A 22,688-nucleotide genomic window follows, 5' to 3' on the forward strand; every position below is an offset into this window, starting at 1 on the left:
CTATGGGACCGATATGTCCCGCCCGACATCGTGAAGAGCGGCCCACTGTGCAGACGGAGGGCCGCTCTGCGTCTTGTAATACAGCATAATTATCGAGAGCGGTCCCGCTTTAAAGACAGGCTTTTGGTTCCGGGTAGATCGGATAGGGGAACGGAATGGAATCTTTTGGCAGTTTTCGCCGCAAATTTGCGCCCTGGAACGATCCGGCGGCCAAGCCCTTCATTTCTTTTGAGAATGTGACGAAAATATTCGGCGATTTTACCGCCGTCGATGATCTGTCGCTCAATGTTTTCAATCGCGAGTTCTTTGCGTTGCTGGGGGCTTCCGGCTGTGGCAAGACCACGCTGATGCGCATGCTGGCAGGCTTTGAGGAGCCGACATCGGGCCGTATCACGCTCGACGGCCAGGATATGCGCGGCATCCCGCCCTATAAGCGCCCGGTCAACATGATGTTCCAGTCCTATGCGCTGTTTCCGCATATGACGGTCGAGAATAATATCGCTTTCGGCCTCAAGCAGGACGGTATGGCGAAATCGGAAATAGACGCGCGCGTGGCCGAAATGCTCAAGCTCGTGAAGCTGGAGCAATATGGCAAGCGCAAGCCACATCAGTTGTCCGGCGGCCAGCGCCAGCGCGTGGCGCTTGCCCGCTCCGTTGCCAAGCGCCCCAAGGTGTTGCTGCTGGATGAGCCGCTCGGCGCGCTCGACAAGAAGCTGCGCGAGGAGACCCAGTTCGAACTGATGGATTTGCAGGTCAAGCTTGGCATGACCTTCATGGTCGTCACCCACGATCAGGAAGAAGCAATGACCATGTCCGACCGCATCGCGGTGATGGACAAGGGCCGCATCAAGCAGGTGGCGACGCCGGCGGAAGTCTATGAGGCGCCGCGCTCCAAATTCGTGGCTGACTTCATCGGCAATGTGAACATCATCGAAGGCGAAGTGGTGAAAGCCGCGAACGGCGAGGCAGAAATCGCCACGGAAAAATTCGGCTTTCACATTCAGACCGAGACCCGCGAAGAACTCGATCCGGGCCAGAAGGTCTGGTATGCGGTGCGTCCTGAAAAGACACGCATCACACGCGAAAAGCCGGACGATGCGTCGGTCAATGCGGTGGAAGGTGAGCTTTGGGATATCGCTTATTTCGGCGATATGACGGTGTTCCATGTGCGGCTGGAAAATGGGCGCACGATCAAGGCTGCAAGCCTCAATGCCGTGCGCAAGACGGAAAATCCGCTGACCTATGACGAGCGCGTCTGGGTTTCCTTCGATACCGATGCCGGTCTGGTGCTGACCGCCTGAGGAGGCCACCATGCAGAAGCTCGTCGCTTCCATTGCCAGCCGTCTCGTCATCGCAGTGCCTTATCTCTGGCTGCTGGTATTCTTTCTGGTCCCGTTCTTCATCGTCTTCAAGATTTCCCTGTCGGAAGTCGCGATGGCGATCCCGGCCTATATGCCAACTTTCGATCTGGCACAGGGGTTCGCAGCAACGTGGGAGAAAATCAAACAACTCTCCTTCGACAATTATCTCTGGCTGTTGGATGATCCGCTTTATTACAAAGCCTATCTGTCCAGTGTCCGCATTGCGGCTATCTCCACCTTCCTGACCTTGCTTGTCGCCTATCCGATGGCCTATGGCATGGCGCGCGCGCCAACGACAATCCGTCCGACATTGCTGATGCTGGTGATCCTGCCGTTCTGGACGTCGTTTCTGATCCGCGTCTATGCATGGATCGGTATTTTGAAGCCGGAAGGCCTGCTCAATCAGTTTCTGATGTGGCTCAACGTCATCGATACGCCGCTCAATATTCTCAATACCGATACGGCCATCTTCATCGGGATCGTTTATTCCTATCTGCCGTTCATGGTGTTGCCGATCTATTCCTCGCTGGAAAAGATGGACTATTCGCTCATCGAAGCGGCGCAGGACCTGGGCTGCACACCGTTTGCCGCCTTCTGGAAAATCACCTTCCCGTTGTCGCTGGCGGGTGTGCTGGCCGGTTGTTTCCTCGTGTTCATTCCGGCCGTAGGTGAGTTCGTCATTCCGGACCTTCTCGGTGGTTCGCAGACACTCATGATCGGTAAGACGATCTGGAGTGAGTTCTTCTCCAATCGCGACTGGCCGGTCTCGTCGGCGGTGGCCGTGGTGCTCCTGATCCTGCTGATCATTCCGATCGTAATCTTCCAGCAGGCGCAGGCGCGGGCGCAGGAAAAGGGGAAATAGGATGCAGAACAACTGGTCCCGCTTCAATATCGCATCGGTGGCTCTGGGCTTTGCCTTCCTCTATCTGCCCATCGTCCTGCTGGTTATCTACTCGTTCAACGAATCCCGACTGGTCACGGTCTGGGCCGGATTCTCAACCAAATGGTATGTCGAGCTGTTTCGCAATCAGGCGCTGATGGATGCGGCATGGGTGACGATCCGCGTCGGCCTTCTGTCCGCAACGATTGCGACGGTTCTGGGTACGCTCGCAGCGCTGGCGCTGACACGTTATACGCGCTTTCGCGGACGCATCCTGTTTTCGGGCATGGTTTACGCACCGCTGGTCATGCCGGATGTCATCACCGGTCTTTCATTGCTGCTGCTGTTCGTGGCGATGAATTTCGACCGTGGCTTCTGGACGGTGACGCTTGCACACATCACCTTTTCGATGTGTTTCGTGGCGGTCGTCGTGCAGTCGCGTCTGGTGAGCTTTGATCGTTCGCTGGAAGAAGCGGCAATGGATCTGGGCGCGCCGCCGGTCACGACTTTCATGAAGGTAACGCTGCCGGTCATCCTGCCTGCGGTGGTTTCAGGCTGGATGCTTGCATTCACCCTGTCGCTCGACGATCTGGTGATTGCAAGCTTTACCTCTGGTCCGGGCGCAACCACGCTGCCGATGAAGATCTACAGCCAGGTGCGCCTTGGTGTGACGCCGGAAATCAACGCTGTCTGTACAATCCTGATCGCGCTGGTGACGATCGGTGTCATCATCGCCTCGGTCGTCAACAAGCGTCGTGAAGTGCAGCGCCGCCGCGACGAGCAGGCGGCATTCCGTATGGGATAATGAAAAACGGGGCTTACTGCCCCGTTCCCATGGATGACGGTGAAATAAATGGCCGATCCCACGAGCCGCCGACGAAGAAATTGAGCGGCGGCTTGGCGGGCGGAGTTTCGGCTGGCGGCTGGCTATCCTGACCGTCTGTGCTGCCTTCCTGTGGCTGCTGCGGCTGGCTGTTCGGGAAAACGACTTCACCACTCAGCGCCAGACTGCGATCCACGAAAGGCACAATGCCTGCCAGCGTCAGCGTGCCATCGGAAGTGTCGAGACGCGCATTTTCCAGCGTCGCCACACCATCGGACAGATTGGCTTTCACATCCAGACGATTGAAGGCAAGCGCGACGTTTTCCTTTCGCTCCAGAGCGAAGAAGCGCTGGCTCTGCGCCTTGGTCAGAAAATCCTGCACGGCAAAGCCCTGCATCTGACCATTGTTGAGCTGGATGGAAACATTGCCCTGCGCGTTGGTCAAAAGGCCGGACCAGCGATTGGCCGGACCTTTCATGAACAGGGAAACATTGCCTTTGCCGCTTACGAAAGGCTTGTCGAAGCCAAGTGCCGTAAAGAACTGCGAACTGTCGATATCCGAGGCGTTGAAACGCAATTCGCCGCTCGCACTTTTCAGGTCACGCACGATCTGCACATTGGCTTGCATGATGCCGTTGAAGGCTTTGGCGTCGCCGATGTCGAAGATGGCACGTCCGCCTCGTATCTGAACCGCAGCAGCTACACCCGTCATGTTCACCGGGCCCGCCGTGGCACTCTGCGCGGAAAGGCGAAGGTCGACTTCTGCGCGATCAATGAAGCTCGTATCGACCACGTCGCGGTCGTGATTGTTGCGCTCGTTCGGCGAGCGCGCGCCGCTGTCGGGCAGTGGAATGAAGGCTGAAAACAGGCGACCAAGGTCAAGCTTGTCGAAAGCCAGTGTTCCGGTTACCGCAGGCTGTTCCTGTTCCAGACCGATCTCGATCACGCCCTTGGCCGGGCTGTCGCTGGCGGTCATTTCCACATCGGCGAATTTCAGCCGTTTCGGCGTCGCGGTTATGGTGGATTCCAGCGAGAATGCACCGATTTCGGCGCTGCCCGCAATTGGCGGAAGGCTGAGCCAGCGCACCGCGCCGCTGAGTGACGGGGTCTTGGCAGTCAGATCGCCTTCGAAAAAACGATCCTTGGAAATATTCGCCTTGCCCTGAAATGTGAGGCTTAGCGGATTGGCGGTCAGGCTTGCGGTCACATCCGATGTGCCGCCCGCCAGAAGCGGCAGTGCTTGTGCGGCAGTCAGGCTGAACTGGGAGGTCTCTTCACGCCATTTGGCGCTGCCTTTCAGCGTTGCGGCACTCGATGTGCGCGGCCATTCCAGCGTTGCGTTGACATCGGTTATCTGCTCGTCACTGGTGATTTCCGGCTCGCTATCCGGACGGTTGAAGGCAATCGTCCCATCACGAACCACGACACGGCCAAACGGTTGTGAGGCCTGCTGCGTTGCCTGTGCATTATCTCCGGAACTGTCTTTTTGCAGGGCGCGCTGCGCACGGATCGCGGTGCCGAGGCGTCCGTTGGAATTGGCGATGGCGTCGAGGAGCTGTGAGAAATTCGAAATCGGTCCGTCGAGGTTCACATGCGGACGGACGATCTGCGTTTCGGAAAACGAGATATGTCCCATGATGGCATCGAGCGGAGAAAGCTCCACATCGATGCGATCAGCGCTCATGAGTGGCTTCTGCCCCTGATCGGTAAGTTTGCTGAGCGTCACGCCGTTCAACGATGCGCGCAGAACGGGGAACACCTTCAGGCGAGGGGCTTGTCGCAGTTCAACGCTATAGCCGGTCCAGGCGCTGATTTCCTGTGCAACGCGAATACGAATGGCATCGGTAGAGACGATAAAAGGCACCACGGCCAGCAAGGTTGCTGCAGCCGCGGCGCAGAGAATGACGAGCGCAATTATGAGGCGCGTAAATCGGGGCCAGCGCATCAACCATCCAATCAGTGAAGTTTCATAGAAACACGCCACGTTTTTTCTTCGCGCCGCGCCTCTGGTATTCGTTTTTTTGCATATCGTTATCGCAAAATTGCTGAGCACTTTTGCGCGACATATTTCAAGCTGTAAACCAGCAATGGGTCAAAGCAAAGACGCTAGTTTTATGATAAGTCGTCTACGGTTGCAGAGAACGGAATCAAATCAACAGCGCTGCTTCTTTCCTATGGTTAATCAATTGCTGCGCGGAAATTAACCCTGATTTTACAGTCGCTACTAATGCGTAAATTCTGAATGAAGAACTTAAGGCGTCGTTAACCGGCTTCACGCGATAAGGAATGCAACACTGAGTGATGATCGAGCTGCCGTTTCCGATGCTCCATTGCGAATTGCTTTTGTGTCCTTTGTCTCTGAGATTCTGATAGCGCCGGTTCGTCCGGCGCTTTTTTTTGAGCTTGAACAAGGACATGAAAAAACCTCCCGCAAGGGGAGGTTCCTTAGTCTTTCAAGGTGCCGATCAGTCAGCCAATACGCGTGTCGGCGGGAAGGCAATCTCGACCACCGTTCCGTGTCCCGGAGTGGAATCGATGGCAAATTGCGCCCGATTGGCTTCTACCATGGCTTTTGTCAGGGGCAGGCCCAGCCCGGTGCCTTCGCTGCGCCAGTCCTTCGCGGTCTCGGCCTTGCGGCGTTCCAGCGCGTTGACCTGTCGGAATGGTTTCAGTGCCTGCTCGACCTCGGATTTGGTCATGCCGATGCCGGTATCGCGCACCCGCATCACGACATCGCCGTTCATTTCATAGCTTGTCGACACGATCACCTGACCGCCCGGAGCCGTGAAGCGCACAGCGTTGGACAGAAGGTTCAGGGCCACCTGCTTGATCGAACGCGTATCGGCAACGATGTCGGGCAGGTTGGATTGGAAGCTCGAACGGATGATGACACGCTCGCGATTGGCCTGCGGTTGCATCAGTGCGATGGCTTCGGCAATGGCATCGTTGAGTGAGACCGCTTCAAACTGCATGTCGAGAGCACCAGCTTCGATCTTTGAAATGTCGAGCAGATCGTTGACCAATGCCAGCACGTGATTGCCGGAACGGTTGATGTCGCGCAGGTAATCCCGGTAGCGATCATTGCCGATGGAGCCGAACTTCTCGTCGGCCATCAGCTCGGAAAAACCGATGATTGCATTGAGCGGCGTGCGGATTTCGTGGCTGATGCGTGCCAGAAACTCTGTTTTCTGGCTTGAGGCGCGTTCAGCTTCCTTGCGCGCATTGGTCAGTTCTTCCTCGGTGCGTTTCCACTGCGTGATGTCCCGCAGGACGGCGCAGAACCCACGCGTGTGCGGCAGTTTGCCGATGGTCATGAACAGCGGAATAAAGCCGCCCTTGGCTTCGCGGCCGATCACTTCGCGCCCATCATTGAGGACACTCAGAACGCCGTTGCCGGAAAGGCCGTGCAGATAGTCCATGGCGGCGCGCTGGCTTTCGATGGCAAACAGCATAGAAAAGAACTTGCCTTCCGTCTCGTCGCGTTCATAGCCGAAGAGAGCCGAGGCCGAATGGTTCATCGAGCGGATGCGGCCTTCAGAGTCAATAAGGACAACGCCATCCGTCGCCGTGTCGAGAATGGTCTTCAGTTCCTCGACATGATCCGCAAGTGCCTGCTTCTCGTCGTCCTTGTCGATCGCAACCGGCGCTTCAGCCGGGGCGGCAACGGCTTCAACGGATACCGGTGCAGCTGCCACCGGCATCAGGCTCAGCATGAGTGCGCGGCCTTCGCGCCAGGAAATGGCGTTGAGATGCGCATCGACAGGTTCTTCACTGCCATTGGCGCGGCGCAACACCATGCCCTGTCGCGTTTCGCCATCGTCGCTTTCGCTGTTGAACAGCACATCGACGCCACCCGCACCGCGAATATCATCAAGCGATTCATAGCCGGTGAGATCGAGCAAGGCCTGATTGACGTAATGGATCTTATCGCCCGAATGAATGATGACCGGCACAGGCAGATTGGCCAGCAGGGCCGTTTCATCTCCATAGGCCATTCCGGATGACGGAAGTGATGCTTCGTTGGCGGTAACGTCGTCGATGAGCGACGCTTTCACTTCGGTCTTTTCGACCGGCTGCGAGCTGTCAATAACGGTCTCGTCCGATATGGCGACCGTTTCGGTTTCGGCGCGCGAATTGGCAAGACCCTGCTTGCGCAGACGATCAGCAATTTCGCGGAATGCGTTGCGCTCGGTCTTGGTCAGCCCGCCTTCGGGACGCTCTTCGCGCTCCCGTTCCTTCAGCATCCGCGCCTGGTCCGCAGCCACTTTCTCTTCTGCGCAAGCGTTCAGTAAGCTGATCACCTTATCGGATTCCCGACGTCCCGGTGTCGGCGCGATATCCAGCGGCGGCTTGGGCAGCGTTGCGACAGGGCTGTCGTCATTGGCAACTTCTTCGCCTAGCGCCAGAACATCGTCGTCTTCGACAGGTGTTGCCGTTTCGACCGGTTCGCTGACGGGCTTGCGCGCCTGCGGAATACCGCCTGCAAGCACCAGCCCGATTTCTTCCGGGTCCTTTTCGGCCTCAGCCGGACGCACCAGTCCAAAGCCGCGGAAACCGGTAAATTCCCGATCGCGCGAATAAACGGGCAGGGCGGCAAGCTCGACCGGCACGCGCAAATCCGTGCCCTCTACCGGCCACATCAACCGTTTTCCCGACCATGTGTCACGCTTGTCCAGCAGTGCCGCAATACTGCCATCGGGATCGAATCCGAAGACATTGGCCACATCGGCAAAGCGACGCCCGACGACATCAGCCGCATTCGGCCCAATCGTCGCGGCAAGGTCCGGCGATATTTCGCTGAATGTGCCGTCCGGTCCCACCTTCCAGATGAAGCGCGCGGGCGGAGCATCCTGTTCGAACACAAAGCTGCGGGGCTTCTGCTGATCAGCAGAAGCATCTTCAGTATTTGCGCTCTCCACAGGCTCTGGAAGTATCTCTTCCAGAATTTCTTCGGCCTCACCCTGCAGAGCGGCGGGTGCTTCCAATGTCGCGACGGGAGCATCACCGATGATGCAAAGAAGATGCATGGGCGGCGTATCGGTCAGTCGCGCAATCGCTCCCGGCACGGAATGCTTTCCGGCGCGGATGCGGCGCTTGACGATACGGTCAGTCGCATCTGCAGCTTCGATGACAAGGTCTTCCAGCGTCGTGGAGGAAATGTCGAGTGCAGCAAAACGCGGGCTCGCGGCAATCACCCGGCTGTTCGCGTCGATCAACGCAATATGCGTGCTGTCGTCGCTGAGGCCGGAAATGATGTCTTCAGCTTCTGCGTCCTTGCCATCGGCAGTCAGCAGCAGCCCGGACACGCCGTCGGGAAGCGTAATATGCGACACGCTGAACCGGGTAAGGTCGGAACGCAGTCCGCCGCCGAGGCGAACGGAAACGGTTCGGGTTTCACCCTCCGCATTGCTGTTCGAAGAGGCGATCTGCCGGCGTGTGGCGATGGGCAGATCAAGGCCGCCGCCGATCATGTCTTCCACGCGATCGAAGCCGAAAAGCTTCGCGCCGGGGCCGTTGACCCAAAGCACTGCCGACAGGTCGTGCGTCAGCACGAGCTGCGCATCGCCCTTTGCAAAGCCTTCGCGGATAGAATCCAGCGCGGCAATATCGATGAAGGGGTATGATCCTGACATACCTGTCCTTACCTGTTCTTTCGACCGCCCGCAGTGCTCGTTAACACCCTGTTAATAAGCCTCTTATGGGCGCGGGTCCACATTGCCATTTGGTATGGGCTGCATTTTCTGTTTCATTAGTTAATACGGGAAAGGCAATTTTACAGGCTCGGGCCAATATCCGGGTTGTGCACAGCCGGTCACCTATAATGGTTACCAGCCGGTGACCGTTAACAGCAGGATTTGATATTGAATCCCGCAATTGGGAATTTCTCAAAAAAGAGAGCTATAATCACTTGCAATATGGATCGATTCTCCGTATGTGACCCCCTGTCGGCGACGCCAGAGCGTCACGCAGCCGACACAAAGGTACGCGGTCGTAGCTCAGTTGGTTAGAGCGCAGGATTGTGGCTCCTGAGGTCGTTGGTTCAACTCCAACCGACCGTACCATTACTTTCAGGCCATCCATCTAAAATTATGTAATAATATCAACCGCTTAGGCGGCGTATTTGCGTCTGGTTCGATCTAAGGCGTACCGTTTTGTGCTACAGAGTGTGCAACAAAATGCGATACAAAGCGTGCTATTCGGTGCTATAATCCCGTCATGGCTGGCTATCGTATCAAATCAGATCCGCATCGATATTTGAAAAACCGCGACGGCGTTTATCAGTATGTTCGCCGTGTTCCCAAGTCTCTAGTAGACAAGGATAGTCGCGCTCCTATCGTCCGTATAAGCCTGAAAACCACCGATCTCGCTCGGGCGATGACAAAGCGCGATGAGTATGAGTCGGCCGATGACGCGTTGTGGGCGATGCTAAAGGCAGGCGCTGACGGCGATAAAGCTCGGGCCCTCTATGATGCCGCCATCAAGCGAGCAGAAGCCATCGGAATTTCATATGTGCCAGCCGACAAGCTACTTTCGTTTACAGATGAGGCGCTTGCGGCCCGACTAAACCTCGTAACTGGCAATCCGGAAGAAGATGCGGCCGCAGTGGGTGCGGCAAGCATCCCGTCAGTGTCCGTGACGCAGGCCTTGAAAATTTATTTCGATGAGATCACGCCCGATGAACTGACGGGCAAGAGCGAAATCCAGAAAAAACGTTGGCGCGCACACAAGCAGCGCGCGATCGATCATTTTGTGAAGATCGTTTCAGATAAGGCTATTGCGGAGATTACGCGCGAGGACGCGCAGAAATTCTACAGGGTCTGGCTTCAGAAAATAACGCGACCAGCAAAGAACCAAGCAGCGATATCCGCCAGCATGGGCAATCGCATGATGGGTGGTATGCGCGTGCTATTTGCCGAATATTTCAAGCACATGGGCGATAGGGATCGGCCAAACCCTTTCCGCGATCTTAGTTTTGCGGAGAAAGTTGAAAAGTCGCGCCCGCCTATCCCAACGCATATCATCCAAGGGAAGTTCCTGACCTATGGCCCTCTCGTCAGCTTAAACGAAGAGGCTCGCGGTATCGTGCTGGCGATGATTGAAACAGGCTGTCGACCAAGTGAACTTTGTAACATTACGGCCGAGCACATATTCTTGGCGGACAAGGTACCGCATATCCTGATTGCGCCGCGAAAAGACGCTGCAGATCCGCGTGAGATTAAAACCGCTTCGTCTGTTCGCAAGCTGCCGTTGGTCGGCATAGCGCATGAGGTTTTTAAGAAACATCGGAATGGCTTCCCTCGTTACAAAAACAAGGAAGACACGCTATCGGCTACGCTGAATAAATATTTCAAGGATAACGAGCTGTTTTCAAAAGGCGCGGGCTATACCGTCTATTCACTTCGCCACTCATTCGAAGATCGTATGAAAGAGGCCGGCTTGGACGATGAACTGCGCCGAATGCTGATGGGTCATACAGTTGACCGCCCACGATATGGCACGGGCGGTTCTTTGGAATGGCGAAAAGAGCAAATGGAAAAGTTCACGCTGCCGTTCGACGCAGCCGTGATTTAATGCGGTCGCGGATATTGTCGTTCGCAGCGATGTTGCGTTGCATGCCTTCAACACGCTCATAAAGTGGCAGGAGATTCTGTTCAGTTTCAGGGAAGTACGCAATGACACCGGCAATGGCGTCTAGCCACCGCTCAGTGTCCGCGTAGGTGTATGCCGCCATCCTCACTCCCTTTCCCGCAGTGCGGCGCGGCTATCTTCGAAATACTGAAGTTCCATTTCAGGATTTATCTCGGCTTTGGATACCAGCCAGTCGACGCGATCTTTCAAGCTGGCGTTCAAGCGGACGCCAGCCTTGACCGTAACGCTGTCCATGATCTCATTCATGGGCTTCCAAACAAGTCTCCATTCACGATCCAGCTTCATCTACTCACCGCCTTTCAGGGCTTGTCGACCGGCACGTTCTGCCAACAATGCCGACAATCTTGATCTATGCTGTGGCTTTGTTGAAGCGAAACGAATGCAGTGGCCCAAATGTCTATCCGACATTTCACTGATAAAAAGGACTTCATCGCGGTCTCTAGTTCGCCACTGGTCAGCGGAACACCTGCACTCGACATTCGAACGTTGCGAGTGCCAATCCTTTTCTGAAGGATCAGGAAGATTGTTTGCAATGTGCTTGGTGGTCAGCTTCATTCGCTCTGCTCCCCAAGTGCGGAGGCGTTCAGCATGGCGCTCCATGTCCTCGCTGGATTGTAACAGTGAACGTATCCATTCGCCGTCATCCCCTCTGTCGGCTCCTGTAGAGAGGCAAGGATGGTGGAGATGGCGGCTTGAGCCATTTCCTCATAATGCTCTTTTGGGTAAACCAGATGTTTAGCGTGGTCACCCCAATCCGCGAAGAAAAGCTGCTCGCCCAGTTCTTCGATGAGTTCCTTACTCGGCATTGCTGGCCTCCAGATAAGTGATTTCCCATGTTGGGTGATAAGAGAGCTCATGGGCTTCTCCGTCGAGACGGATCACCAGATACTGTCCATTGGCGTCTACGATGGTTCCATATTGAGGCTGCTTGCCGCCCGTGTATTTGACACGACCGCCACGCTTGGCCGGGACACGATAGGTCTTTCTAATCCAAGACATGCTCATGACGGCTTCCCTCCCAGCACGGCGCGGGCTTTCCGGCCTCCCTTATGGCTTTGGCCTTTTCAGCCTCAACTTTAGCAATGACGGCCTCGGCGTTCTCGCAGGTGACAACTTCCCGCAATTCATAGCCAGCCTTGCGCATTACCTTCGGCGCATCAGATACGAGCCAAACATCACCAAACTTGTACTGATGCCCCACCGTCACCAGTCCCGTATCTGTAGCGGCAGGCGCGGGGCGGGTGTTCCAAGCTTTACTCAGTTCCTCGTAGAAAAGAGGGCATGCATCCATAGCGAATGTCGCGCGCGATGACGCGCCGCACTCATTGCAAGAAATGCGATGATACTTTCCGTCTGTATCCATGTCCGGAGTGCTTCGGAAGGAAAGCTGATTGCTCCCGCAAAATGGGCAATGCTTCAATTCACTCGCCATGACGGTCGCCTCCTGATGGGTGGGTGGCAACGCGCTTAGATGGTTTCGCGATGTGTTGATTTGCCAAAGCCTGCGTCATGCAGTCAGCGAGGTACGCTACAGGGCTATCGCCGCCATCAACTTCTATTTCCAAAATTCGAGCTAGGCGCACCAAAAAAGCGCCTTCATTGATCAGTCCGGTATCGCTTCTCATGTCGACAATTCGGCTTGAGAAGAAAGAACTTTCAATCTTTACGGCCACACCATGATGACCTACCGAGCTTCCACACGCCGCGCAAAAGTTGATGCGTGGATTATCTGACAGGTTCCCGCATTCCATGCAGCCCCATGCTGTTTTCCAGTAATATTGCTTCCCCATCACGCCACCTCACTGCTTGGAGGAGTGGGGAGCGCGTAGAGCGGGACAACCTCAAAACCACGGGCGGTCAAATCATCGGCTGCTTTTTTGAGGCGACAGAAGTCCCATGCGTCATGATCATTCTCGCGAACCATCCATGCAGCAGGGTATCGTTGCCACCCATCCCCCACGACCTTACCGGCGTCGGCATGGTCCGAGGAGGATAAGGCGCGGATGGCGGCGCTGCCTTCAGCGGCAATGTACTGCGCGTCCTTGATTTTCTCCTGCTGGTGGTAAAGGTTTCGATTGATGATATCGGCTATGCGGTCAAATCGGTTCGCCGCTTCCTCCAACGCCAGCTCACGCGCTGCGGATGGTTCTGTTGCTGATCCCTTTTCGTTCGTATGTTGATCTTCTAAACTTTCACACATCACTCCAGTTTTAACGGCGACCTCTGCTTGGGACATCATCTCACACCGCCCTCCGCAGGCGACGGCGGTTGTCATTGGCTGGATTGCGACGCTGGCGGGGGGCGCCATAGCGGAACCGAACGCCGGTAATGCGCGCCAGTTCGAAAGCGGTGTCGCGCAGTGTTTCGGCCTCAGTGTGATAACCAAGCGCGCGCACTGCCTTTGAAATCGACAGGACCTGCGCGGCGGTCGTGCCTTGTTGCTGAAATTCAGCGGCGGTCAGGATGGGTGCAATAACGGCGTGCGTCGTCGATACATGTCTGTGCATGTCATTCTCCTCGTGTTTGGTGAGTGGTGGTGGGTGTGCGCCGTGTTGCGGGGCAACAGGGCGCAGTTAGGCGGCTTCTAGAACCGTGTCGACCTTCCACCGCATATCGATATACCTTTGCCTATCATGCGGACGCTTGCGTGGATTAAATCGAAGTGAGAACTTTGGTTTGTCGCGCAACCATTCCAGATAAGCGCGAAAGCCTGTGCGGCGACGAAAGAAATGGACAACAGTTTCTATGTCTTGCTCACCATCGTCGTCAGAGATACGGCGTGAAACTGCATCAATTATGCCGCACCTTGCGTGCGCTTGTCCGCGTGTACCCAATCCCGGCCATGAGCGGTTATTCCATGCGTCAATGTACCATTCTGGCTCTTCTTTTATTGCCAACACTGGATACCGGTTATCGCCATCATAGGAGAGCCATGCTGGCATGTAATCAGACACACCCCAAACAGCAGATCTCGGTTCAAGATGAACTGGGGTAAGGCACACCGGGCACAAAGTCCCAAAACGAACCGCAAATTCATCCAGTGTAGTGAGGGCTAAGAATCCTCGTTCAACACGTCGGTTGGGGAACGTTCCTACATTTACTTCGGTACAGCAAGGCCACGATAACCCATCCAAGATTTCCCATACTGTTCGCTCTGGCACATGTGCAAATTGCCCTGCCTCAAGGATGGCGCGCCCCATTTCGGAGCGCGAGTAATGGTATGTCTTGTAAAAGCACATGGTTAGGCACCAAGCGTCAGTGGGGAACCAAGCAGGGATTGTCCAGTGGGCTCAACATTGCCGGGGGCGGCCTGACGAAGGTGGCGCTGCACTTCCAACTCCATCCGAACAGTTTCCACGATGCCACTCGCCAGTTTGGCGACGGCGTTAGCTCGCGTTGGGTTGCTGGTGCCGTTCCTGATCGCGTCGATTTCGTCAAAGATCGCGTCTCTGAGTCCTGCGCTAGTCCGATTGACGGATGCGGCGGTTACTTCTGCTGCTGCTACTGTCTTCTTCGCCATGTCATTTTCCTTTGAAAAAGCTCCATAAAATTAGGCATGGCGGTGGAGCGGGCCGCGAGCCAGTGATAGTTGTTCAGGTTGGTTCGGTTTTCTTCCGGGGGCTTAAGCGCCCCGTCGCTATCTTTCGCGCCTCATGCAGATAACCCCAACCCAACGCCGCACACAGCAACGCAGAAGGCTACGATGACGGTCATCTCGACCGCTTCGCGTGCCGCATAGCGTAGCCACGGCTGTGGGCGGCCATTTTTCCTAGCCTTGTAGTCAGGGCGGCGCATAGGCTCGACGTTGCCATCCTTCGGTGCGTCAGTTTCCGTTTCGAACTCGTTATCGGCGAGCATTTCCAGGAGAGCGCGGTTCATGCTGCAGCCCTCCGGTCTTTTGCCGGTACGTTGTCGTTCGCGACGGGCTCAAGGTAGTAAAAGCCCTGATTTCCGCGGCCGCAGCTTTGTTTTGGAATTGTCCATCCGTGGGGTGGCAGCATCTTGCGCAGGCCAACCATAGTCGTTCGAATAACGCCGACTGCGTTTTCAGGTCCGCCATTTGGATCAAAGGCATAAACGTTATCGACAAGATCACGCATGTGCATACGGCGAGGGTAGACGTCGGACAGTGCCTCTATGATTGCCAGTTCGGTGCGTCGGAAATGGACTGTGCCCAGTTCCTCATAGGGATCGCGCTCCATTTTACGCAGCCTCCGCCAGCTCTACCGGCGTGCAGCAAGCTACGGCGCCGCTCGTCTGGAAAACTTCGAACGTCTCGCCGGGGCACAGGGCAGCGAGACGCGTCGCCTCGGCCAAGGCCTGCTCAAACGAGCCGTGTTCGTATGGCATGGTGGTGTAAACGCCAACGCGGCCAGTCTTCTTGCCGCGGCGGAATACAAAGAATCCGCCGCCGATGATTTCATTCAGGCGAGGCTTCGAGCTTCTTCTTCTCGGTGCTGTTGCGGTCATGTGGGTTTCTCCTCGTGTTTTGGTAGGTGGTCAGCAGATCAAGCTGGTGAGGCTGTCTTCGTGCTGTGGTGTCATCGTTATATGCGAATTAGTCAACAAATGTCAATGCTACATGATGACAAAAACACATCATGAAAAATGATATGGTTTAGTAACTGCAAATTGTTCTTGAAATGTTCCGCAGCAAGTGGAATCCTTAGTCTCGTACTGAGGAGAGGCGGATGGCTGCGTTATTTGTCGTTCAATCCTTCACCGAGTGCCGGTGGGGAATCATTCCTGACAATCCGATCGAAGTTGAAAACGAAGATCAGGCTGTGAGGTTGGCGGAGAGACTCGCGCCAATAAAGCCCGCAGTCATTGCGGTCTATCGCTGGAATAATCAGGCTGAAGTGATTGCAATGTTCGGACGCGTGCCAGAGACCGTCCTTGAGGCCGCAAACGGCTAGTCAGCGCGTGTTGTATTTCCCTACAACACGATGGCATACGGGCCAATCAGCGCGGAACTCTTTGAATTCCTTGTGTGGATTATACTGCTCAAGCATCCATTCGCGATCGTTGTAGCCAACGAGTCGCTTAATAATCGCTTCGTTCTCGTCCATTTCGCTGGTGTGATAAAGGATCACATCTTCATCGCGCATCGGCGGCAGATTGGGGTTCACGAGCGCCGTTTCGCCGGGACGATAGGCCGGAACCATCGATTCTCCCGAGAGAAGCAGGCCGTAGCCACCCTTAACGCCCTGCAGGACAGCGGGCATCTTCATGTAGCTGATTGGATCGAACGTAATAATTACGTGCCCGTCGCCGCCCTTGGCAGCGGCATAGACGGGAAGGTCGCGTTGATCGCCTACCAGCTCATTGCCGGGGATTAGTTTCGGCGTGAATATATCGGCAGGGCGTTCAATTTCTGCCCGATCTTCTTGGCCAATCATGTCGCCTTTTTCAAAGGCAAGCCAATCTTCGCGCACATTCAAGGCTTTTGCCAGGCGAGCGACGAAGTCGACGCTGGCTCCACGCTTACCGCTTTCGAGCAAGCTTATTGCAGACTTGTCGCGACCAACAAGGTCGGCAAGCTGGGCTTGGCTCATATCGCGCGCAACGCGCGCATTCTTAAGGCGAAAGGCGAAATCCTTATCCATGATGGGCTTTTCGCATATTGTTGTGAAAATGTAACGTGCGAATATGTCATCATGTGTTGACATAGATGCGAATCTGTCATATCTATGTGTCATCAACCGACGCATAAGACGTCGGACAGTTCGAAGGAGGGCCTACCTCATGATGCCAGAAAACATCCTCCCAAGGATATCAGCACTCAATAGATAGCAGCCGCGCGAAGGCGCAATCGTAATAGAGGAGAGAGCGAATGACGAAAGTTGCCGACAGAAGCGAACCGGCTCTCGTTGAAGTGCCGCCATAGAATTCATCAGGGACGCTGGCCGCTGAAACGCGGCTGGCGCTTTCGGCGTGCTTTAAAAGCAGGCTGTTATGGGTCGGCACCACCCGTTACCCCAGCCTGCCCGTACGTCGCGGTTAACACGAGGAGGGCCGAAGCCGCTTCTACGCCGCGATTTCCTTACCGACACCACTGCCGGTCAACGAGACAGATGCCGTTAGCCACTGCACTTGTCAACCATAACCAACCGACACGAGGAGACATGCAACATTCATCAAGGCACGAACTGCAGGCAACTGCCGCCGCGCATCGCAAAAGAGGCGCGTCATTTGGGCAGATCGCGGAATTGATGGGGATCACAAGAGGCCACGCATGGTCGTTGCTTTCGGAAAGATCGCCCACGATATCGCCGCCCAATCCAACTGAGAAGACCGTTGTGCGCCGCACAACATATAACGGCGGTTATTCGGGAGGATGCATGGACATTTATGTCTCGTTGCCCCGCATAACCATTCTGGACGGGCCATACACAGGCACTGTCCACTAGCCTTTTGAGGCAGGCCGACCGCGCAGAGACGGGGCCAACGACTAACCTCCGATGAGGAGGCAATCTTGAAAACGAAATACACACGAACTGGCGAGCGGGACATGACAAACCGCAAGCCTTACCGGACGGCTGCGCAAAAAGCAGAGGCACGAGCGAACGCCGTGCTTCGGAATGGGACGCACGTTTCCAACGCGCCAGTCACTTACCACCGCGCACCGAAAAGAGGTGCCGCATGACATGCGATTGCGGTGAATGCTGGGATTTGCCTGGCGAGATCGTCGTCCACAAGCTGTGGAAATGGAAGGGCATCATTATCGAGGAGCGCGACAGCTTTCGCTGGCTGACTGTGCGTTTCATGATTCCCGGCACTGGCCTTGTGCAACTTGAGGTCTCGCGCTTCGAAGTCGAGCCCGATGTTGAAGAGGACGATGGCGGCGTCGAGGCTGACAAGCCTGAAGATGACAACATCATACCGGTCGATTTCACCAAGAAGGTGAAGCTTACGAAAAACACCAAGACGAGGGGAGTAGCGTGATGGCTGACAAGCAAACAGTGAAGGTCGGCGACAAGGTGCGATCCAAGTATAGCTGCCATAACGGCGGTTACGATATTGGCGACGTGTTCACTGTCACAAAAGTGGACGGAGAATTTATCGAGTTCGTTGATAAAGATGGCAGTGATAGACTGCGTTCCTCGGACGAATTCGACATCCTGCCCGTTGCTGACACAACCGGCAAGCCTGCCTTCAAGGTGGGTGATCGGGTGCGGGTGCTTTCGGATTATTCCCCATGGGCAAGCGCCGATGAGGTCGGCTTGGTGCAAGCCGTGGATGTGTGCGATCGCGATTGTCTTGTGAAGTTTGGAACTGGGCGGATGGGTGATCATACCTGGTATGTGCGTTGGGATAACCTTGAGCTCGCGCCATCCCTCACGATCGAAACCGGCAAGTTCTATCGCACTCGGGATGGGCGCAAGGTTGGGCCGGCATATCGCTACCATGACGGATGGAGCATGGGCAGTGAAGGCGGCAATATGTGGGCCAACGATGGTTACCGGTATTTTGGTAACGCCCCAGAAACTGACCTCATCGCCGAATGGGACGACGAGCCAGCCAGCAATGACAACGCAACGCCGACCAAACCCGCCATCGTCGCTCTGATCAAAAGCGGGCAGCCCAAACCGTCTGAGAAGCCGAAGGTTCATAAAAGCGAACAATCCGCCACTGACGAGGCTGAACGGCTTGCCGTCAAATATCCGGGCCAGAAGTTTGGTGTGTTCGTTCTCGCTGACTTGCGCATTGCCGATGTCGTTATTCGGAGGGCCGCATGACCTCCACCACGTACAGCCACACGCGCAACTATGCGCCCAAAGACTATGCGGATGGTGACTCGTTCTACGAGCCGGAATCCACGCTCGGCCTTGGTGAACGCTTTTTATGGGGATTGGCAGTTGTAGCTGCGCTCGCCCTGACAGTCGGCTTCTACACATGGGTGCTGGCATGATCTCGTTCGCCACAAAAGCTACGGCTGACATGCCGCACATCGATCCCGGGCGAAAGCCCGGTGTCGGCCGCATCGGACAGTCCTTGGCGCTTGCAGCGTTCGCGCTGGCAATCGCCACGACAATCGCAGCCTTCCTGTTCTGGAACCTGCTGCTGCCGTTCTACGGGCTGCTTTATCTGTGGGGTGCGGCATGAAGACGTTCGATCTCGTTCTAACCGCCACACTAATGGTCTTTGCGGTGATCAATCTGTTCCTCGGCCGCATCGACATGGCCACGTTCGACGTGGCCTTAGCAGCGGCCAACTTCGCAAGAATGGCGGCATTCAAATGACCGCCCTCACAAGCCCGCCTGCATGGCTTGTCGGCTGGCTCATACTTGCGGCCGTCATCGCCGCAATCGCCGTTACCCACCACACCTACTGAACACGAGGAGACCTATGGCTCTCAACTGGAACGATGGTATCCCAGACGATACCAATGAAAACGAACCGGCGTTTTGCGTCTTCTACGCTGGTGCGAAGTCAGGGAAGACGACCCTGGCAAGCGAGTTTCCTTCGCCACTTTATATCCGCACGGGGAAGGGGGAACGCGCGCCAGCCGGGGTAACAATGAAGTCTTTCGGCGTGTCTGAGTCCTATCGCGATGTGATGGATCAGGCTGACTGGATGCTGGACGCGCAGCATGATCGCAAGACCTTCATCCTGGATTCCGCTGACGGGCTGGAACAGCATATCTTTGCCGAGGTATGCGCCAAAAACAAGGTGGCCAGCATTGAGGATATTCCATACGGCAAGGGATACACGCAGGCGTCGGAAATCTGGCACGAGTTCATCGCCAAGGTGATGCAGCTAAAAGAAGCTGGGTTCTATGTGGTCGTGATCGCGCACGTGAAGTCCAAGACTGTTCCCGGCGTCACGACAGACAGTTACCCCCGATATATGCCAAATCTGCGTGATGACGCTGTCGGTATCGTTGTGGACGCAGCAGATCTTATCGGGTTCCTGCATCAGCGCGTTTCCATTCGCAAGGAAGATGTCGGGTTCAATAAGAAAAATACACGCGGCGAAGGCGGCGGTGACATGCTGATCGCCGTGCAGGAACGACCTGGATTCATTGCTGGTAACAGATACGACATCGAAAAGCCGACGCTGCCCTTCAAGCGCGGTGAGGGATTCAGGGTGCTGGACTATTACTTCCAGCGCAATTCGTTGGCGCCCACAGATGTGCCGGATAGCGAAGAAATGGCAGAGGCAGCGTAGCTATGGATGGGAGCGGCGTGCAGGTGAAAACCTGCACAGCTTGCGGGGACTTAAAGGATATTCACGAGTTTCATTCTGACAAGTCCAAACCCGACGGGCGCCGATCACGATGCAAGGTGTGTACAACGGCGTCGAATAAGGCAAGCGCAGAACGTAATCGAGATGCCATATTGGAGGGTAAACGCGAGTATTATCAGCGCAACAAAGAAAAAATTAGAGCCAAAACTCGCGAATGGGTAGCCAAAAACCCAGACCTAAAACGCGAAATGGATAAACGATACGCCAAAGAAAACAAAGATCGTATCGCGACCAAGCTTGCGGAGTGGAAAGCCGCAAACCCCGGCTACATGAAGGAATGGTACGCACAGAATCCCGGCTACGATAAGAACTGGAGGGCTGAGAACGCCGACAAAGTGCGTGCCTATACAGCAATATCATATGCCAGAAAAAAGGATGACCCAGAGTTCAAGGTTTCATCCGCGATAAGAGCCGGTGTCGTAAAAGGGGTTAGGAAAGGGTCGAAATCTGCTCGTAAGACATTTGATCTTCTTGGTTACACCCTTGAAGAGCTAATGACCCATCTTGAGATCCAATTTCTGCCAGGCATGACATGGGACAACTATGGAGAATGGCACATTGATCACATTATCCCAGTGTCAGCTCATAACTATCAAACGCCTGACGACATCGACTTCCAGAAATGCTGGGCTCTGTCCAATCTGAGGCCCTTGTGGGCAGCGGACAATATCAGGAAGGGCGCAAAACTTGATGTGCCATTCCAGCCGTCGCTGGCGATACCAGCCAACGACAACACCAATCCTATGATGATAGGAAAAACCTAATGGAAAAAGCTCTAGCTGGCCTCGTAGCAATTGCGGCCATCCTCTTCATCGCACCGCTCATCGGCGTTCTCGGTGGCGCGTTCGTCGGCTGGGTTGTTGGCCTGTTTTTCGCAAAAACAATCCACGCCTTCCTTGCCGCCGTTGGCATCAACGCGGCGGGCCTTGCGATGTGGCAGATCGGCGCTTCGCTCGGTTTTATCGGCGGGTTCTTCCGCCCGGCTATTCATCGGGCGAAGGCGTAGGCCTCGCCGCTACCACACCACCAACTACACGAGGAAATGACACATGGCAAAACTAGCCAGCAGATTTGATGCGACTGCTCACGATACGGAGCAGCGCGACTACGAGGAACTGCCGAACGGCGACTATGAGCTGGAAATCGAGGCGTCGGAGGTCAAGGAAGGCGCGAATGGCACCGGCCTCAAGACAACGATGACGGTTCTTCGCCCCGAGGAATACAAGGGCCGCAAGGTCTTCAATTTCTACAATCTGGAGCACAAGAACGCTCAGGCGCAAGAGATCGGCCAGCGTCAGTTCGCGAGCCTTTGCCGGGCAATTGGTGTTTCGGAAGTCGAGGATTCCGAAGAACTGCACTTCAAGGCGTTTACGGCAAAGATTGGTCTCGGAAAGGCTTCCAAGGACGGCCAATACCCGGCTCGCGCCGAGATCAAGAAGTACTACTTCCCCGATGAGGGCAACATTCCCCAGCCTTCGATCGACGCCAACCAGCCTGCAGCGCAGGCCCGCCCTGCTAATGACAACCGACCGGCTGCGGCGAATAGCAACAAGCCGGCGCCGGCTGCTGCCGCGGCAGGCAAGAAGCGCCCATGGGGGTAAGCCACACCACGCAGCTACTGGCGCGAAAGCGCCGGTAGCAACCACCGTACCGAACCGAACACGAGGAGACTTTGATGAGAGTCAGCATTGACCGCTCACAGCTCGCACACGCCTTGGCTACCGTCAACCGTGCCATCGAAAGCCGCAATTCAATTCCTATTCTCGCCAACGTGCTCGTTGCTGTCGAGGATGGCCAGCTGCGCCTGACCGGGACCGATTTGGACGTGGAAATCACGACCAGTCTGCCGGTGCTCGACTGCCATCCGGGTAGCGTAACAGTGCCCGGCAAGATGCTCGCCGACATCGCAAAGCGCGCGACGGGCGACATTACCCTTGAGCTGGACGCAGCTGGCGGTGGAGGTCGCCTTACCGTCGCGTCCGGTCGCAGCCGTTACAAACTCGACGTTTTGCCTGCTGAAGACTTTCCGTCTTTCAGCGCCGGTAAGTTTGACACGTCGCTTGAACTGGATCTGGCTGCGCTTGTAGCGCCTTGTGTGCACTGCATTTCGACGGAAGAAACCCGCTATTACCTCAATGGCGTCTATCTGCATGCTGTCGACGGCCGCTTGGTCGCTGTCGCAACCGACGGGCATCGGTTGATGTGCAATGTCGGCCCTGCCGGTGCTTTGGAATACGGCGTGATCCTGCCGCGAAAGCTGGTAGGCCTGCTACCGAAAGGTACGGTTACGGTTGAATTGTCGCAGAACAAGGTGCGCGTCACGTCTGGCTCAACGATTATCACTTCAAAGCTGATCGACGGCACATTCCCTGACTATGTGCGCGTCATCCCAACCGGCAATAGCAACATTCTTACCGTCGACCGGCAGTCACTTATGAAGGCGGTCGAGCGCGTCGCCGCTGTTGCGGACGACAAATCGCGCGCTGTGAAATTCGCCATCGGAGATGTGCTGCGACTGATGCTGGCTGACAAGGCCAGCGATGAAGTTTCGATTGAGTTCGAGGGCGAGCCTTTGGAAATCGGGTTTAACGCCCGGTACGTCAACGACATGCTCGGCGCGTTGGATGAACCGAATGTGCGCTTTGCGCTCGGTGATGCGGGCATGCCTGCTGTCGTCAAAGGCGAGGGCGAGTGGACGGGCGTGCTTATGCCGATGGGGGTTTAG

At 55.7% G+C, this 22,688-nt stretch carries 31 protein-coding genes and 1 tRNA gene; 16 read left to right on the forward strand and 16 right to left on the reverse strand.

Going from position 1 to position 22,688, the window contains the following annotated elements:
• Window positions 1-155 precede the first annotated feature (155 nt).
• Genes OHI65_RS06865 through OHI65_RS06875 form a run of 3 tightly spaced genes read left to right on the forward strand, consistent with a single transcriptional unit; the run spans window position 156 to window position 3,046 of the window.
• Complete coding sequence (locus tag OHI65_RS06865) at window positions 156-1,301, forward strand: ABC transporter ATP-binding protein (protein WP_012093275.1); 1,146 nt, start codon at window positions 156-158, stop codon at window positions 1,299-1,301.
• 10 nt (window positions 1,302-1,311) lie between these two features.
• Complete coding sequence (locus OHI65_RS06870) at window positions 1,312-2,223, forward strand: ABC transporter permease subunit (RefSeq protein WP_010659112.1); 912 nt, start codon at window positions 1,312-1,314, stop codon at window positions 2,221-2,223.
• Between the two features lies 1 nt (window position 2,224).
• The gene (locus OHI65_RS06875; protein WP_010659111.1) at window positions 2,225-3,046 is read left to right on the forward strand and encodes an ABC transporter permease; all 822 of its coding nucleotides are present in this window, start codon (window positions 2,225-2,227) and stop codon (window positions 3,044-3,046) included.
• A 13-nt stretch (window positions 3,047-3,059) separates the two neighbouring features.
• Here the strand turns inward: OHI65_RS06875 and OHI65_RS06880 are convergent, their stop codons facing one another.
• The 3 genes from OHI65_RS06880 to pdhS form a co-directional block, all read right to left on the reverse strand.
• Entirely contained in the window at window positions 3,060-5,009 is a 1,950-nt protein-coding gene (locus OHI65_RS06880) for an AsmA-like C-terminal region-containing protein (protein ID WP_125301207.1), read from the reverse strand.
• A gap of 202 nt (window positions 5,010-5,211) precedes the next feature.
• A complete protein-coding gene (locus OHI65_RS06885; RefSeq protein ID WP_125301205.1) occupies window positions 5,212-5,481 on the reverse strand; it encodes a hypothetical protein in 270 nt (89 codons plus the stop codon).
• Between the two features lie 48 nt (window positions 5,482-5,529).
• Window positions 5,530-8,697: a cell-division control histidine kinase PdhS gene (pdhS, locus tag OHI65_RS06890; protein WP_125301203.1), complete on the reverse strand. Its 3,168-nt coding sequence runs from the start codon at window positions 8,695-8,697 to the stop codon at window positions 5,530-5,532.
• Between the two features lie 352 nt (window positions 8,698-9,049).
• On the opposite strand from pdhS, the gene OHI65_RS06895 reads away from it, so the two are divergent.
• Window positions 9,050-9,126 (forward strand) — tRNA-His (locus OHI65_RS06895).
• A gap of 154 nt (window positions 9,127-9,280) precedes the next feature.
• Window positions 9,281-10,636 carry a site-specific integrase gene (locus OHI65_RS06900; RefSeq protein WP_264358550.1) on the forward strand — a complete coding sequence of 452 codons (1,356 nt, stop codon included), beginning with the start codon at window positions 9,281-9,283 and terminating at the stop codon, window positions 10,634-10,636.
• Here OHI65_RS06900 and OHI65_RS06905 read toward each other — a convergent pair.
• From OHI65_RS06905 to OHI65_RS06960, 12 genes are all read right to left on the reverse strand, one after another.
• Complete coding sequence (locus tag OHI65_RS06905) at window positions 10,605-10,796, reverse strand: hypothetical protein (RefSeq protein WP_264358551.1); 192 nt, start codon at window positions 10,794-10,796, stop codon at window positions 10,605-10,607. The genes OHI65_RS06900 and OHI65_RS06905 overlap by 32 nt on opposite strands.
• Before the next feature lie 2 nt (window positions 10,797-10,798).
• Window positions 10,799-10,999: a hypothetical protein gene (locus OHI65_RS06910; protein WP_264358552.1), complete on the reverse strand. Its 201-nt coding sequence runs from the start codon at window positions 10,997-10,999 to the stop codon at window positions 10,799-10,801.
• Between the two features lie 266 nt (window positions 11,000-11,265).
• Complete coding sequence (locus OHI65_RS06915) at window positions 11,266-11,520, reverse strand: hypothetical protein (RefSeq protein WP_264358553.1); 255 nt, start codon at window positions 11,518-11,520, stop codon at window positions 11,266-11,268.
• Window positions 11,510-11,713 (reverse strand): hypothetical protein, encoded by a 204-nt coding sequence (locus tag OHI65_RS06920; protein WP_264358554.1) that lies wholly within the window; start codon window positions 11,711-11,713, stop codon window positions 11,510-11,512. Before OHI65_RS06920 ends, OHI65_RS06915 begins: the two co-directional genes overlap by 11 nt.
• A complete protein-coding gene (locus OHI65_RS06925; RefSeq protein ID WP_264358555.1) occupies window positions 11,700-12,146 on the reverse strand; it encodes a Lar family restriction alleviation protein in 447 nt (148 codons plus the stop codon). The genes OHI65_RS06920 and OHI65_RS06925 overlap by 14 nt, the downstream gene beginning before the upstream one ends.
• Complete coding sequence (locus OHI65_RS06930; protein WP_264358556.1) at window positions 12,136-12,504, reverse strand: hypothetical protein; 369 nt, start codon at window positions 12,502-12,504, stop codon at window positions 12,136-12,138. Before OHI65_RS06930 ends, OHI65_RS06925 begins: the two co-directional genes overlap by 11 nt.
• Complete coding sequence (locus tag OHI65_RS06935) at window positions 12,504-12,953, reverse strand: hypothetical protein (protein ID WP_264358557.1); 450 nt, start codon at window positions 12,951-12,953, stop codon at window positions 12,504-12,506. The genes OHI65_RS06930 and OHI65_RS06935 overlap by 1 nt, the downstream gene beginning before the upstream one ends.
• Window position 12,954: 1 nt before the next feature.
• Window positions 12,955-13,221, reverse strand: a complete 267-nt coding sequence (locus tag OHI65_RS06940) for a hypothetical protein (RefSeq protein ID WP_264358558.1) — start codon at window positions 13,219-13,221, stop codon at window positions 12,955-12,957.
• 734 nt (window positions 13,222-13,955) lie between these two features.
• Window positions 13,956-14,234, reverse strand: coding sequence for a hypothetical protein (locus tag OHI65_RS06945; RefSeq protein WP_264358559.1), 279 nt, complete (start codon window positions 14,232-14,234; stop codon window positions 13,956-13,958).
• Between the two features lie 131 nt (window positions 14,235-14,365).
• Window positions 14,366-14,593 (reverse strand): hypothetical protein, encoded by a 228-nt coding sequence (locus tag OHI65_RS06950; protein WP_264358560.1) that lies wholly within the window; start codon window positions 14,591-14,593, stop codon window positions 14,366-14,368.
• Entirely contained in the window at window positions 14,590-14,916 is a 327-nt protein-coding gene (locus OHI65_RS06955) for a hypothetical protein (protein WP_264358561.1), read from the reverse strand. Before OHI65_RS06955 ends, OHI65_RS06950 begins: the two co-directional genes overlap by 4 nt.
• Window position 14,917: 1 nt before the next feature.
• Window positions 14,918-15,184, reverse strand: coding sequence for a hypothetical protein (locus OHI65_RS06960; RefSeq protein ID WP_264358562.1), 267 nt, complete (start codon window positions 15,182-15,184; stop codon window positions 14,918-14,920).
• A gap of 221 nt (window positions 15,185-15,405) precedes the next feature.
• Here OHI65_RS06960 and OHI65_RS06965 point away from each other — a divergent pair, with 221 nt between their 5' ends.
• A complete protein-coding gene (locus OHI65_RS06965; protein WP_006469259.1) occupies window positions 15,406-15,630 on the forward strand; it encodes a hypothetical protein in 225 nt (74 codons plus the stop codon).
• Here OHI65_RS06965 and OHI65_RS06970 read toward each other — a convergent pair whose 3' ends face one another.
• Window positions 15,631-16,320: an XRE family transcriptional regulator gene (locus OHI65_RS06970; RefSeq protein ID WP_264358563.1), complete on the reverse strand. Its 690-nt coding sequence runs from the start codon at window positions 16,318-16,320 to the stop codon at window positions 15,631-15,633.
• A gap of 1,036 nt (window positions 16,321-17,356) precedes the next feature.
• Here OHI65_RS06970 and OHI65_RS06975 point away from each other — a divergent pair.
• From OHI65_RS06975 to dnaN, 10 genes are all read left to right on the forward strand, one after another.
• Window positions 17,357-17,659, forward strand: coding sequence for a hypothetical protein (locus OHI65_RS06975; RefSeq protein WP_264358564.1), 303 nt, complete (start codon window positions 17,357-17,359; stop codon window positions 17,657-17,659).
• Window positions 17,659-18,453: a hypothetical protein gene (locus OHI65_RS06980; RefSeq protein WP_264358565.1), complete on the forward strand. Its 795-nt coding sequence runs from the start codon at window positions 17,659-17,661 to the stop codon at window positions 18,451-18,453. The genes OHI65_RS06975 and OHI65_RS06980 overlap by 1 nt, the downstream gene beginning before the upstream one ends.
• A complete protein-coding gene (locus OHI65_RS06985; protein WP_264358566.1) occupies window positions 18,450-18,626 on the forward strand; it encodes a hypothetical protein in 177 nt (58 codons plus the stop codon). Before OHI65_RS06980 ends, OHI65_RS06985 begins: the two co-directional genes overlap by 4 nt.
• On the forward strand, window positions 18,623-18,820 hold the full coding sequence (locus OHI65_RS06990) for a hypothetical protein (RefSeq protein ID WP_264358567.1): 198 nt from the start codon (window positions 18,623-18,625) through the stop codon (window positions 18,818-18,820). Before OHI65_RS06985 ends, OHI65_RS06990 begins: the two co-directional genes overlap by 4 nt.
• On the forward strand, window positions 18,817-18,957 hold the full coding sequence (locus tag OHI65_RS06995; protein WP_264358568.1) for a hypothetical protein: 141 nt from the start codon (window positions 18,817-18,819) through the stop codon (window positions 18,955-18,957). The genes OHI65_RS06990 and OHI65_RS06995 overlap by 4 nt, the downstream gene beginning before the upstream one ends.
• 106 nt (window positions 18,958-19,063) lie before the next feature.
• Window positions 19,064-19,885, forward strand: coding sequence for an ATP-binding protein (locus OHI65_RS07000; RefSeq protein WP_264358569.1), 822 nt, complete (start codon window positions 19,064-19,066; stop codon window positions 19,883-19,885).
• A 170-nt stretch (window positions 19,886-20,055) separates the two neighbouring features.
• Complete coding sequence (locus tag OHI65_RS07005; RefSeq protein WP_264358570.1) at window positions 20,056-20,727, forward strand: HNH endonuclease signature motif containing protein; 672 nt, start codon at window positions 20,056-20,058, stop codon at window positions 20,725-20,727.
• Window positions 20,727-20,969: a hypothetical protein gene (locus tag OHI65_RS07010; RefSeq protein ID WP_264358571.1), complete on the forward strand. Its 243-nt coding sequence runs from the start codon at window positions 20,727-20,729 to the stop codon at window positions 20,967-20,969. Before OHI65_RS07005 ends, OHI65_RS07010 begins: the two co-directional genes overlap by 1 nt.
• Before the next feature lie 43 nt (window positions 20,970-21,012).
• Window positions 21,013-21,564, forward strand: coding sequence for a DUF669 domain-containing protein (locus OHI65_RS07015; protein WP_264358572.1), 552 nt, complete (start codon window positions 21,013-21,015; stop codon window positions 21,562-21,564).
• Window positions 21,565-21,638: 74 nt separating this feature from the next.
• On the forward strand, window positions 21,639-22,688 hold the full coding sequence (gene dnaN, locus OHI65_RS07020) for a DNA polymerase III subunit beta (RefSeq protein ID WP_264358573.1): 1,050 nt from the start codon (window positions 21,639-21,641) through the stop codon (window positions 22,686-22,688).

Origin of the sequence: Brucella sp. MAB-22 (genome assembly GCF_025908475.1) — a bacterium.
Taxonomy (GTDB): Bacteria; Pseudomonadota; Alphaproteobacteria; order Rhizobiales; family Rhizobiaceae; genus Brucella; species Brucella anthropi.

What these genes read in the sequence shown, in the direction of transcription:
- OHI65_RS06865 (WP_012093275.1), top strand. Translation starts at nt 156, where the DNA reads ATGGAATCTTTTGGCAGTTTTCGCCGCAAATTTGCGCCCTGGAACGAT.
- OHI65_RS06870 (WP_010659112.1), top strand. Translation starts at nt 1,312, where the DNA reads ATGCAGAAGCTCGTCGCTTCCATTGCCAGCCGTCTCGTCATCGCAGTG.
- OHI65_RS06875 (WP_010659111.1), top strand. Translation starts at nt 2,225, where the DNA reads ATGCAGAACAACTGGTCCCGCTTCAATATCGCATCGGTGGCTCTGGGC.
- OHI65_RS06880 (WP_125301207.1), bottom strand. Translation starts at nt 5,009, where the DNA reads ATGCGCTGGCCCCGATTTACGCGCCTCATAATTGCGCTCGTCATTCTC.
- OHI65_RS06885 (WP_125301205.1), bottom strand. Translation starts at nt 5,481, where the DNA reads ATGTCCTTGTTCAAGCTCAAAAAAAAGCGCCGGACGAACCGGCGCTAT.
- pdhS (WP_125301203.1), bottom strand. Translation starts at nt 8,697, where the DNA reads ATGTCAGGATCATACCCCTTCATCGATATTGCCGCGCTGGATTCTATC.
- OHI65_RS06900 (WP_264358550.1), top strand. Translation starts at nt 9,281, where the DNA reads ATGGCTGGCTATCGTATCAAATCAGATCCGCATCGATATTTGAAAAAC.
- OHI65_RS06905 (WP_264358551.1), bottom strand. Translation starts at nt 10,796, where the DNA reads ATGGCGGCATACACCTACGCGGACACTGAGCGGTGGCTAGACGCCATT.
- OHI65_RS06910 (WP_264358552.1), bottom strand. Translation starts at nt 10,999, where the DNA reads ATGAAGCTGGATCGTGAATGGAGACTTGTTTGGAAGCCCATGAATGAG.
- OHI65_RS06915 (WP_264358553.1), bottom strand. Translation starts at nt 11,520, where the DNA reads ATGCCGAGTAAGGAACTCATCGAAGAACTGGGCGAGCAGCTTTTCTTC.
- OHI65_RS06920 (WP_264358554.1), bottom strand. Translation starts at nt 11,713, where the DNA reads ATGTCTTGGATTAGAAAGACCTATCGTGTCCCGGCCAAGCGTGGCGGT.
- OHI65_RS06925 (WP_264358555.1), bottom strand. Translation starts at nt 12,146, where the DNA reads ATGGCGAGTGAATTGAAGCATTGCCCATTTTGCGGGAGCAATCAGCTT.
- OHI65_RS06930 (WP_264358556.1), bottom strand. Translation starts at nt 12,504, where the DNA reads ATGGGGAAGCAATATTACTGGAAAACAGCATGGGGCTGCATGGAATGC.
- OHI65_RS06935 (WP_264358557.1), bottom strand. Translation starts at nt 12,953, where the DNA reads ATGATGTCCCAAGCAGAGGTCGCCGTTAAAACTGGAGTGATGTGTGAA.
- OHI65_RS06940 (WP_264358558.1), bottom strand. Translation starts at nt 13,221, where the DNA reads ATGCACAGACATGTATCGACGACGCACGCCGTTATTGCACCCATCCTG.
- OHI65_RS06945 (WP_264358559.1), bottom strand. Translation starts at nt 14,234, where the DNA reads ATGGCGAAGAAGACAGTAGCAGCAGCAGAAGTAACCGCCGCATCCGTC.
- OHI65_RS06950 (WP_264358560.1), bottom strand. Translation starts at nt 14,593, where the DNA reads ATGAACCGCGCTCTCCTGGAAATGCTCGCCGATAACGAGTTCGAAACG.
- OHI65_RS06955 (WP_264358561.1), bottom strand. Translation starts at nt 14,916, where the DNA reads ATGGAGCGCGATCCCTATGAGGAACTGGGCACAGTCCATTTCCGACGC.
- OHI65_RS06960 (WP_264358562.1), bottom strand. Translation starts at nt 15,184, where the DNA reads ATGACCGCAACAGCACCGAGAAGAAGAAGCTCGAAGCCTCGCCTGAAT.
- OHI65_RS06965 (WP_006469259.1), top strand. Translation starts at nt 15,406, where the DNA reads ATGGCTGCGTTATTTGTCGTTCAATCCTTCACCGAGTGCCGGTGGGGA.
- OHI65_RS06970 (WP_264358563.1), bottom strand. Translation starts at nt 16,320, where the DNA reads ATGGATAAGGATTTCGCCTTTCGCCTTAAGAATGCGCGCGTTGCGCGC.
- OHI65_RS06975 (WP_264358564.1), top strand. Translation starts at nt 17,357, where the DNA reads ATGACATGCGATTGCGGTGAATGCTGGGATTTGCCTGGCGAGATCGTC.
- OHI65_RS06980 (WP_264358565.1), top strand. Translation starts at nt 17,659, where the DNA reads ATGGCTGACAAGCAAACAGTGAAGGTCGGCGACAAGGTGCGATCCAAG.
- OHI65_RS06985 (WP_264358566.1), top strand. Translation starts at nt 18,450, where the DNA reads ATGACCTCCACCACGTACAGCCACACGCGCAACTATGCGCCCAAAGAC.
- OHI65_RS06990 (WP_264358567.1), top strand. Translation starts at nt 18,623, where the DNA reads ATGATCTCGTTCGCCACAAAAGCTACGGCTGACATGCCGCACATCGAT.
- OHI65_RS06995 (WP_264358568.1), top strand. Translation starts at nt 18,817, where the DNA reads ATGAAGACGTTCGATCTCGTTCTAACCGCCACACTAATGGTCTTTGCG.
- OHI65_RS07000 (WP_264358569.1), top strand. Translation starts at nt 19,064, where the DNA reads ATGGCTCTCAACTGGAACGATGGTATCCCAGACGATACCAATGAAAAC.
- OHI65_RS07010 (WP_264358571.1), top strand. Translation starts at nt 20,727, where the DNA reads ATGGAAAAAGCTCTAGCTGGCCTCGTAGCAATTGCGGCCATCCTCTTC.
- OHI65_RS07015 (WP_264358572.1), top strand. Translation starts at nt 21,013, where the DNA reads ATGGCAAAACTAGCCAGCAGATTTGATGCGACTGCTCACGATACGGAG.
- dnaN (WP_264358573.1), top strand. Translation starts at nt 21,639, where the DNA reads ATGAGAGTCAGCATTGACCGCTCACAGCTCGCACACGCCTTGGCTACC.